The organism is uncultured Brachyspira sp., from assembly GCF_944390595.1.
Lineage (GTDB): Bacteria > Spirochaetota > Brachyspiria > Brachyspirales > Brachyspiraceae > Brachyspira.
In genome coordinates this window covers 1-10,121 of the sequence record NZ_CALXRN010000113.1, presented here as the reverse complement: position 1 = coordinate 10,121, position 10,121 = coordinate 1, and the positions used below count along the sequence as shown (strand labels likewise).

General features: G+C 26.3%; 9 protein-coding genes and 1 tRNA gene. 2 read left to right on the top strand and 8 right to left on the bottom strand.

Going from position 1 to position 10,121, the window contains the following annotated elements:
• Nucleotides 1-64: 64 nt before the first annotated feature.
• The 6 genes from rplA to rpmG form a co-directional block, all read right to left on the bottom strand.
• Nucleotides 65-766 (bottom strand): 50S ribosomal protein L1, encoded by a 702-nt coding sequence (rplA, locus tag Q0J90_RS06220; RefSeq protein WP_297277073.1) that lies wholly within the window; start codon nt 764-766, stop codon nt 65-67.
• A gap of 78 nt (nt 767-844) precedes the next feature.
• Nucleotides 845-1,267: a 50S ribosomal protein L11 gene (gene rplK, locus Q0J90_RS06215; protein ID WP_157147989.1), complete on the bottom strand. Its 423-nt coding sequence runs from the start codon at nt 1,265-1,267 to the stop codon at nt 845-847.
• Nucleotides 1,268-1,292: 25 nt separating this feature from the next.
• Complete coding sequence (nusG, locus tag Q0J90_RS06210) at nt 1,293-1,880, bottom strand: transcription termination/antitermination protein NusG (RefSeq protein WP_028330739.1); 588 nt, start codon at nt 1,878-1,880, stop codon at nt 1,293-1,295.
• A gap of 7 nt (nt 1,881-1,887) precedes the next feature.
• Entirely contained in the window at nt 1,888-2,211 is a 324-nt protein-coding gene (gene secE / locus Q0J90_RS06205; RefSeq protein WP_297277072.1) for a preprotein translocase subunit SecE, read from the bottom strand.
• 41 nt (nt 2,212-2,252) lie between these two features.
• Nucleotides 2,253-2,325: transfer RNA gene (locus Q0J90_RS06200), tRNA-Trp, on the bottom strand.
• Nucleotides 2,326-2,348: 23 nt separating this feature from the next.
• Complete coding sequence (gene rpmG, locus Q0J90_RS06195; RefSeq protein ID WP_028330737.1) at nt 2,349-2,525, bottom strand: 50S ribosomal protein L33; 177 nt, start codon at nt 2,523-2,525, stop codon at nt 2,349-2,351.
• 206 nt (nt 2,526-2,731) lie between these two features.
• Between rpmG and Q0J90_RS06190 the strand changes: the two genes are divergently transcribed.
• Nucleotides 2,732-3,421, top strand: a complete 690-nt coding sequence (locus Q0J90_RS06190) for an ankyrin repeat domain-containing protein (RefSeq protein ID WP_297277071.1) — start codon at nt 2,732-2,734, stop codon at nt 3,419-3,421.
• 65 nt (nt 3,422-3,486) lie between these two features.
• Here the strand turns inward: Q0J90_RS06190 and Q0J90_RS06185 are convergent, their stop codons facing one another.
• Nucleotides 3,487-4,179, bottom strand: coding sequence for a ribonuclease HII (locus tag Q0J90_RS06185; RefSeq protein ID WP_297277070.1), 693 nt, complete (start codon nt 4,177-4,179; stop codon nt 3,487-3,489).
• Between the two features lie 44 nt (nt 4,180-4,223).
• Complete coding sequence (locus tag Q0J90_RS06180) at nt 4,224-8,483, bottom strand: hypothetical protein (RefSeq protein WP_297277069.1); 4,260 nt, start codon at nt 8,481-8,483, stop codon at nt 4,224-4,226.
• A 165-nt stretch (nt 8,484-8,648) separates the two neighbouring features.
• Between Q0J90_RS06180 and Q0J90_RS06175 the strand changes: the two genes are divergently transcribed.
• Nucleotides 8,649-10,043: a DNA polymerase III subunit delta' gene (locus Q0J90_RS06175; RefSeq protein WP_297277068.1), complete on the top strand. Its 1,395-nt coding sequence runs from the start codon at nt 8,649-8,651 to the stop codon at nt 10,041-10,043.
• The last annotated feature ends 78 nt before the right edge of the window (nt 10,044-10,121 follow it).

The window sequence follows — 10,121 nt, the reverse complement described above, 5'->3', positions numbered from 1 at the left end:
AATACTATTCATATAATGGGATCACAAAATATGACTTCGCTTATCAAAACAGGTTTATTGCTAATTACATTTTTATCTTTTTATGATCTATTTTTATACCTACACCCATTGTAGATGTAACACCTATTGCTTTTATGTATTCACCTTTTAAGTCTGTAGGTTTTTTTCTTAAGATTTCATCATAGAATGTTTTGAAATTTTCATTCAATTTACCAGCATCCATTGAAGCCTTACCGATACCCATTCTTACTATACCATGCTTATCAGCTCTGTATTCCATTCTTCCAGCTTTGAAACTTTTTACTGCCTGAGCTATATCAAGAGTAACTGTTCCTGTTTTTGGGTTAGGCATAAGTCCTTTTCTACCAAGTATCTGACCTAATTTACCAACCTCTTTCATCAAATCTGGTGTAGAAATAGCAACATCAAAATCAGTATATCCGCCTTTAATTTTATCAATTAAATCTTCAAAACCAACTTCTAAAGCACCGGCAGCTTTTGCCTCATCTGCTTTTTCACCTTGTGCAAATACTACTACTCTTTTTTCTTTACCAAAAGCATTTGGGAATGATAATGTATCTCTTATTGAATGTTTTTGTAAGATATTAAGGTTTATTGTAACCTCAATAGTTTCATCAAATTTACAGGTAGCGTTTTTCTTAGCTAAATCAATAGCCTCTTCTACTGAATAGAGCTTAAACTTCTCTACTCCTTTACGTATAGCGTCGTAACGTTTGCCACCTATTTTCTTTTCTTTTGTAGCCATAATTATTTCTTCCTTTTTCTTTCAAACGTCTACTTCCATTTATTCTCTTTTATATAAATGGTATGCCTTTAATATTTGTTATTCTACTTTAATACCCATAGCACGAGCTGTACCCGCAACTATTTTCTTTGCTGCTTCTATATCATTAGCTGACATATAAGCCATTTTTTCCTGAGCTATTTCTTCAAGCTGCTTTTGATTAATTGTAGCAACTTTAGTTTTATTAGGCTCTCCTGAACCTTTTTCTATGCCCAATTTTTTCTTAATTAAAGTAGAAGTAGATGTACCTTTAGTAACAAATGTATATGTTTTATCTTCATATACTATTATATAGGTATTTAATAGCTGACCTTTCATTTTAGATGTTTTAGCATTAAAATCTTTAACGAAAGCTGCTATTTGTATCTGCTTCTGACCCAATGCTGGTCCTAATGGTGGAGCAGGTGTTGCCTCTCCGCCTGGTATGCGAACCTTTACAATACCAACTACTCTTTTAGCCATCTTTACTACCTCTTAAATTTATTTTTTATAGTTTTTTAACTTTATTAAAATCTAATTCTGTAGGAGTACTTCTTCCAAATATCTCTATTTTTACTGTTACTTTACCTTTATCTGAATTAATATTTTCTATAACTCCATTCAAACCATTGAAAGGCCCGTCTATTACCTGAACCTTTTCTCCTATATCAAATTCCATTCCGATAATTTCATTTATCTCTGTCTTATCTTTTGAATCTCTATTTTCAAATATACGTGCAACATCTGCTTCGCTTAAAGGAGTAGGAATTATATTTCCTTCTTCTTTTGTTGTAGCATGACTGCCTATAAAACCAGCTACCCCAGGAGTTCTTCTAACCATAGACTGAGTAGCATCATTCATTACCATTTTCACTAAAACATAGCCAGGATAAAAAAATTCTTCTTTAGATACTTTTTTACCATTTTTTGTAGAAGTTACAGTTTCTGAAGGTATATATATATCTACAATAAGTTCTGTCATTCCATTTTCTTTAGCTCTTTTCTCTATACGTTCACGAACCTTGTTTTCATATCCATGCTGAGTATGAACTATATACCATTTATAATCTTTTACACCAGATATTTCTTCAGACATATTTTATTCACCTACTGTATCTATTTTTTCTCAAATAACGTATAGCAAAATATATTACTAATAAAACAACTACCGCTAATACTAAAACTAATGTTATTTTAGAAGACATCAAACTTGCCAAAACTCTTCCGTCCAACAAAGCTCTAGTTAAGAATGTAACAACATAATCTACAGCACCTAAAAATGCGGATGCCAATACAAGCAGAATTATAACAACAACTGTTTGATTAATAACATCCTGACGTGTAGGCCATACACTTCTTTCAAAGAGTTCCTTTTTTATTTCACTGATAGAGTTCAAAAAGTTATTTTTCTTTTTATTATCCGCCATAAAGCTACCTTAAAATATATTAATTCATATTAAAAAAGAATCAGGTCAGACAGGAGTCGAACCTGCAACACCCGGTTTTGGAGACCGGTGCTCTACCAATTGAACTACTGACCCAAATTTATAAAAACAAAAAAATATTATCTAGATACTTTCAATTCCTTATGAATTGTGTGTTTTTTATCATGAGGACAATATTTTTTTAATTCTAGCTTATCTGGAACATTTTGTTTATTTTTAGTTGTTATATAATTTTTTCTCTTACATTCTGTACATTGAAGATGTATTTGCTCTGTTTTTACTTTTGCTCCTGCCATTATTTGCTCCTTAAAACAAATTTACAATAACCTATAATTTACAAGGTAATCCATTATATAACTAAAAATTAATTATGTCAATAAAAAAATGGAAAAATTACATATTTTTCAATTATTAGTATTTTATGATAATATTTCTTATTAAAGATTTTTTACAAATACATATTATAGAAGTTTTTATTATTTAATTAAAAATGGAGAAAGCTATGAAAAAAATAATACTTCTATTTGCTTTAATAATTTCATCTATACCTCTTTATTCTCAAACTGAAAGATTTACAAGATTAACTCCTGAACAATTAACTAATCTTGCAAATCCAAGAAGACTGTCGCATAGAATATTTTATAGAGAAAGATCAAAAGGTCCTAATGCCAAATGGTTTGATGCTGTTAAAGAAGGAAATTTGCCAGAAATAAAAAAAATGGTTGAAGCAGGTCAGGATATAGAAGTTCAGGATACTGCCAGCTTAAGACAAACTGCTTTAGGATGGGCTGCTTTTATAGGATATTTAGATGTAGTTCAATATTTAATAGAACAGGGAGCTAATTTGTATGCCGGAGATACTGCAGATGTTACTAGTGCTTTTAAATCTGCTATACTTGGAGGAAATATAAAAGTTATAGAGTATTTATATCCTCTTTATCAAGGAAAATTAAATTTAAATGAACAGGATAAAAGAGACGGAGAAACTATGCTTATGGTTGCTGCCGGAAACAATAGAGAAGATGCTGTGAAATTCTTATTAGATAAAAAAGTTGACGTAAATATAGTAAGCAAACAGTTAAATAAAAGTGCATACACTTATGCATGCGAATCAAGAAATCAAAACATTATAAAAATGATAAAAGATGCAGGCGGAATAAACGTACGTACTGGAAAAGCTTCATGTCAATAATGTAAAAAACTAAAAAATAGGGCTTAATTAATATGTTAAGCCCTATTTTTTTATAGTAAAACTCTTTATAGAGGTAATGAATCCGTTTCATCTTCTTTAATATTATTGTTCAAAGACTTTATAGGTTCAAATGAATATCTATGCATATCGCTTGCCCCATACATATCTATAGCTTTAATATGCTCTTTAGTACCGTAACCTTTATTTTTAGCAATTTTATATTTTTGATATTCTTCAGGAAGTTCATTCATCATTCTATCTCTAAATACTTTTGCAACTATACTAGCACATCCGATACTGTAAGACTTAAAATCTCCCTTTGTTATAGAACATTGCTTTATATCTATATCAAGTTTAACCGCATCTATAAGAAGCACATCAGGTTTTAATTCTAAATTTTCTATAGCTTTAATCATAGCAAGCTTTGTTGCATTATATATATTTATTTCATCTATAGTTTTTGAATCAATAGAATAAATAGAATAGCATAAAGCATTCTCTATTATTTTATCATAAAGCTCTTCTCTTTTTCTTGGAGATATTTTTTTCGAATCGTCAACATCTTTTATTATTAAATCTCTTTTAATAGAATCATTATCCAATTCCAAAGGCATTATAACAGCAGCAACTGTAACAGGTCCAAATAAGCATCCTCTTCCAACCTCATCTACACCGCATATATTTTTATAGCCTAATGATAAATATTCTTTTTCATAGGCAAATTTATCTATAATGGTATTAGTTTTAAAAATATCCATAACTATAATCCCCCATTATAAATAAATTCCTACTAAGCATAAAATTATAACAATTGATAAGCAAGCAATATTACAATTATAACTGCAAATAAAGAAATTGATACTATAGCAACATTGCTTATCTTTTTATCTATTCCTTTTACTTGATTATCAGTTCTTACCTGCTCTTCATCAATCTTCTTGTCAACATATTCAATTAATTTATCATGTTTTTTATCTTGTTTTGCAAACATTTCATCTGTAGTCTTTACAAACTCAGAATATTTATTCTCTACTCTTTTAATTCTTTTTTTAGTTTTATGACTTTCTTCGTCAAGTCTGCTGTCTATGTAATCATATACATCATTATTATTATATGAAGAAGCAGTATGATTATTAGATACTATATTATTATTTTTTAATCTGCCGTTTATGGACTCTACTAATTGTTCATATTTAATATCATTTTTTTCTAATATCTCATTTATACTTTTTACAAATTCCTCATACTTTATATTAATGTTTTTATTTTCATTATCAAAATATTTTTTCTGCTCATCAAATTGAACATCCAATCTTTTATTTAAAATTTCAGCCAGCTGTTCATACTTAATATTGTTTTTTTCTAATATCTCATTTATGCTTTTTATAAAATTTTCATTGTTTTTGCTTATAGCTTCAAGTTTATTTCTTTGTTCTTCTGATTGAATATCAATTTTTTTACTTACCGCATCAGCAAATTGATTATATTTAGCATCATTTTTTTCTATTGATTCATTAATATTTTTTGCAAATGATGCATATTTACTATCAATAGTATAATTTAAAATATCATTATTATCTTCTATCTTTTTATTTAAATTATTAATTAAACTATCATATTTAGCATTATTATCTTTTATTAACTCATTTGTATTTTTACTAAGTTCATCATATTTTGAACTCAATACTTTTTTTTCTTCATTCAAAATATCTTTCTGTTTTTCTATTTGGTCATCTAATTTTTTATTTAAATTACCAATTAACTCTTCATACTTGGCATTATTTTCAGCAAGATTTTCCTGTTCTCTTTTTAATCCCTCTGTTTCTTTGAAGAATTTTAAATTCTGTTCTAATACTAAATCTTCTATCTTTTTATCTGTTTTAGAAATCAATTCATCGTATTTAGTATTATTTTCTTTTAGTAATTCTTCTGTGTTTTTAGAAAGTTCATTATATTTATTATTTAACTCATCATATTTAGAAACATTTTCGCTGTCTACTCTCTGTATATTTTCAGTAAGATTTTCCTGTTCTCTTTTTAATCCCTCTGTTTCTTTGAAGAATTTTAAATTCTGTTCTAATACTAAATCTTCTATCTTTTTATCTGTTTTAGAAATCAACTCATCGTATTTAGTATTATTTTCTTTTAATAAATCTTCTGTGTTCTTAGAAAGCTCATTATATTTATTATTTAACTCCTCATATTTAGAAACATTCTCGCTGTCTACTCTTTGTATATTTTCTGAAAGATTTTCTTGTTCTCTTCTTAAACCTTCTGTTTCTTTAAAGAATTTTAAATTCTGCTCTAATACTAAATCTTCAACTTTTTTATCTGCTTTAGAAAGTAACTCATCATATTTAGTATTATTTTCTTTTAGTAAATCTTCTGTGTTCTTAGAAAGCTCATTATATTTATTATTTAACTCATCATATTTAGAAACATTTTCGCTGTCTACTCTTTGTATATTTTCTGAAAGATTTTCCTGCTCTCTTCTTAAACCTTCTGTTTCTTTAAAGAATTTTAAATTCTGCTCTAATACCAAATCTTCAACTTTTTTATCTGTTTTTGAAATCAATTCATCATATTTAGTATTGTTTTCTTTTAATAAATCTTCTGTGTTTTTAGAAAGCTCATTATATTTATTATTTAATTCTTCATACTTGGAAGTATTTTCGCTGTCTACTCTTTTTATATTTTCAGCAAGATTTTCTTGCTCTCTTCTTAAACCTTCTGTTTCTTTGAAGAATTTTAAATTCTGTTCTAATACTAAATCTTCAACTTTTTTATCTGTCTTAGAAATCAATTCATCATATTTAGTATTGTTTTCTTTTAGTAAATTTTCTGTATTTTTAGAAAGTTCATCATATTTTGAATTTAAACTTTCTGTTTCTTTAGCTATAAAGTTTTTCTGCTCTTCTATATGACTGTCTAGCTTTTTATTTGTTTCTTCATCTAGTTTTTTTATGTTTTCAGCAAGATTTTCTTGCTCTCTTCTTAAACCTTCTGTTTCTTTAAAGAATTTTAAATTCTGCTCTAATACTAAATCTTCAACTTTTTTATCTGTTTTGGAAATCAATTCATCGTATCTAGTATTATTTTCTCTTAGTAATTCCTCTGTATTTTTAGAAAGTTCATCATATTTTGAGTTCAAACTTTCTGCTTCTTTAGCTATAAGATTTTTCTGCTCTTTTATTTGAATGTCTAGTTTTTTATTAGTATCTGATATTAACTCATCATACTTTGAATTATTTTTATTTATTAAATCTTCTGTATTTTTAGAAAGCTCATTATATTTATTATTTAACTCTTCATACTTGGAAATATTTTCACTGTCTACTCTTTTTATGTTTTCAGCAAGATTTTCTTGCTCTCTTCTTAAACCTTCTGTTTCTTTGAAGAATTTTAAATTCTGCTCTAATACTAAATCTTCAACTTTTTTATCTGTTTTAGAAATCAACTCATCATATTTAGTATTGTTTTCTTTTAATAAATCTTCTGTGTTTTTAGAAAGCTCATTATATTTATTATTTAACTCCTCATATTTAGAAACATTTTCGCTGTCTACTCTTTGTATATTTTCTGAAAGATTTTCTTGCTCTCTTCTTAAACCTTCTGTTTCTTTGAAGAATTTTAAATTCTGTTCTAATACTAAATCTTCAACTTTTTTATCTGTTTTATAAAGTAATTCATCGTATTTAGTATTATTTTCTTTTAGTAATTCCTCTGTATTTTTAGAAAGTTCATCGTATTTTGAATTTAAACTCTCTGTTTCTTTAGCTATAAGGTTTTTCTGTTCTTTTATTTGAATGTCTAGTTTTTTATTAGTATCTGATATTAATTCTTCTGTATTTTTATAAAGCTCATTATATTTATTATTTAACTCTTCATACTTGGAAATATTTTCACTGTCTACTCTTTGTATATTTTCTGAAAGATTTTCCTGTTCTCTTCTTAAACCTTCTGTTTCTTTAAAGAATTTTAAATTCTGTTCTAATACTAAATCTTCAACTTTTTTATCTGTTTTGGAAATCAATTCATCGTATTTAGTATTATTTTCTTTTATTAATTCTTCTGTGTTTTTAGAAAGTTCATCGTATTTTGAATTTAAACTCTCTGTTTCTTTAGCTATAAAGTTTTTCTGCTCTTTTATTTGAATGTCTAGTTTTTTATTAGTATCTGATATTAATTCATCGTAATTTTTACTAAGCTCATCATATTTTGAATTTAAACTCTCTGTTTCCTTAGCTATAAGATTTTTCTGTTCTTTTATTTGAATATCTAGTTTTTTATTAGTATCTGATATTAATTCATCGTACTTAGAATTATTTTTATTTATTAAATCTTCTGTGTTTTTAGAAAGTTCATCGTATTTTGAATTTAAACTTTCTGTTTCTTTAGCTATAAGATTTTTCTGTTCTTTTATTTGAATGTCTAGTTTTTTATTAGTATCTGATATTAATTCATCGTATTTAGTATTATTTTCTTTTAGTAAATCTTCAGCGTTATTACTAAGTTCTTCATATTTTTTATTTAAATCTTCATACTTGGAATTATTCTTATCTAAAGCATCATTTGATGACTTTATAAAATCATCTTGTTTTCTATTTATTTCATCTATTAATATTTTATTATTTAAATTATTCTTATTTATCAATTCATTTGTATTTTTAATAAATTCTTCATGTTTATTATACAATGTATTTTCATATTCATTTATATGATTCTCTAATTTTTCATAAGAAGAATTAACTTTATCTATTTTATTAACAATATTTTTTTGCTCTTCTAAATAATCATTTACTTTTTTGTTTATCTCTGTATTTTCTATGTTTTTACTTAATTCTTCGTATTTATTTATAAAATTTTCATTTTCCTTTACTACAATATCTTTTATGAATTTTTCTTTTTCTTCAACAGTTTCATTATGAGAAGAAATAGAATCAATATCCTTCTCTAATTTTTCTACTCTATCAGAAATATCAATAACTTTCTTTCTAAGAGATTTGTTATTTTTATCAGACAAATCCATTTGTCCATTCATCATATCATTTGTTGCAGCCATATGAAAAATCCTTTAATTAAATTACTACTCAATTATTAAATAAAGTAACTATTTTTATAATATACTAAAAATATAAAATATCAAATATTAAAAGGGTAAAATATTGCTATAATTTGATTTATAATTTATATATATTAAATAACTATTTTAAAGAGGTTTCTAAATTTGGCTAAGGTACTGGGACAAACAACACCTTTAAAAATAATGTCTGGAATATATAAAAGCGGCAGACTTCACCATGCATATCTATTTTACGGAGATGAAGGAGTTGGAAAATTTGAAAGTGCTTTAAATTATGCAAAAGCTATACTTTGCGAAAGAAATAACGGAACATACTGTGATGAATGCAAATCATGTAAAATGATAGATCAATATAAGCATCCTGATGTAATAGTAGCAGGTACGGATGAGAGATTTAGAAATGCAGAACTTTATTTTAATCAATATTTAGAATATAAACTTCCTCATTTGTTTAATAATTTCTACACTTCATGCAGATCTATACTATATAAAGTAGAATCAATGCTTTTTGATAGTTATGATAACTACCCGTCAAGCGAACCAAAAGAATATATGCTTGGAAATAAAAAAGAAAGTTTAAGATATGCTTTAATAGAACCGTATTATTTAGCAGTAAATTACACATTAAATGAACTTACAGCAGATAATGTGGAATTTATAGACTCTATATTTAGAAATAAATCAAAAGATGCATTAAATATAGTAAAAAATAAGGGCGGAAAGAAGAAAATATCTATAGAAGGCGACTTTTTTGAAGCTTTAAAAAAAATATATTATAATATAATTCATACAGTAATTCCCCTAGATACAGTAAGAAATATTATAGAGATAACATATAGAAAGCCGAAAATATCTCATAAAAGGATTGTTATTATTGAAGGTATAGAATTAATGGATAAGAGGGTGCCTAATATCTTTTTAAGAACATTAGAAGAGCCTTCTGACAATAATATATTTATTCTAATAACTTCAGATACTAATAAGCTTGTACAAGATGGTATGAAACCTTTACGCTCTCGTATGATGGAACTAAAATTTTCTTTATTGTCAGAAAATACTTTAAGATCTATATTAATGAAGAGATTTAGGTTAAACGAGGAAAAAACAGCCCTTGCATTAGAAAATTCTTATGGAAGTGTGGCAAAAGCTGTAAAATATATACTTGACAAAAAATCAAATACAAGCGATAATATATACAAAGTATTATTATCTTTTATGGGTGCAATTTTTGATAATAATCTTTCTCAAATAGCTTCATTAACGACATTGCTTAGTGAAGGCGACTATGATATAGCCGATACTATTAGAGAAATGATTAATATCTTAAAGAAATCTTTAGAAGAAAAATATTTAGAAATAGAAAATAGAAATTATGTGTTTCCAAGTTCTATTTCAGATGAAAGTATTGTATGGACTATTGATGAGTTGGATTCCATTGTCAATACTCTAATTAATACAAATACTCAACCCAAAATGTTGCTTTATAAAATTTTAGGCAATATTTATATGTGGTTACACAATTATAATAAAAACTTATAGGAGTTATACATGAAAAAAATATTTCTTGTATTAAGCGTAATGATTCTAGCGTTAAGTTCAGTATACGCTCAGGATGAG

Coding starts and splice junctions, on each gene's coding strand:
- nusG (WP_028330739.1), bottom strand. CDS start 1,880: ATGTCTGAAGAAATATCTGGTGTAAAAGATTATAAATGGTATATAGTT.
- secE (WP_297277072.1), bottom strand. CDS start 2,211: ATGGCGGATAATAAAAAGAAAAATAACTTTTTGAACTCTATCAGTGAA.
- Q0J90_RS06190 (WP_297277071.1), top strand. CDS start 2,732: ATGAAAAAAATAATACTTCTATTTGCTTTAATAATTTCATCTATACCT.
- rplA (WP_297277073.1), bottom strand. CDS start 766: ATGGCTACAAAAGAAAAGAAAATAGGTGGCAAACGTTACGACGCTATA.
- Q0J90_RS06180 (WP_297277069.1), bottom strand. CDS start 8,483: ATGGCTGCAACAAATGATATGATGAATGGACAAATGGATTTGTCTGAT.
- Q0J90_RS06185 (WP_297277070.1), bottom strand. CDS start 4,179: ATGGATATTTTTAAAACTAATACCATTATAGATAAATTTGCCTATGAA.
- rpmG (WP_028330737.1), bottom strand. CDS start 2,525: ATGGCAGGAGCAAAAGTAAAAACAGAGCAAATACATCTTCAATGTACA.
- rplK (WP_157147989.1), bottom strand. CDS start 1,267: ATGGCTAAAAGAGTAGTTGGTATTGTAAAGGTTCGCATACCAGGCGGA.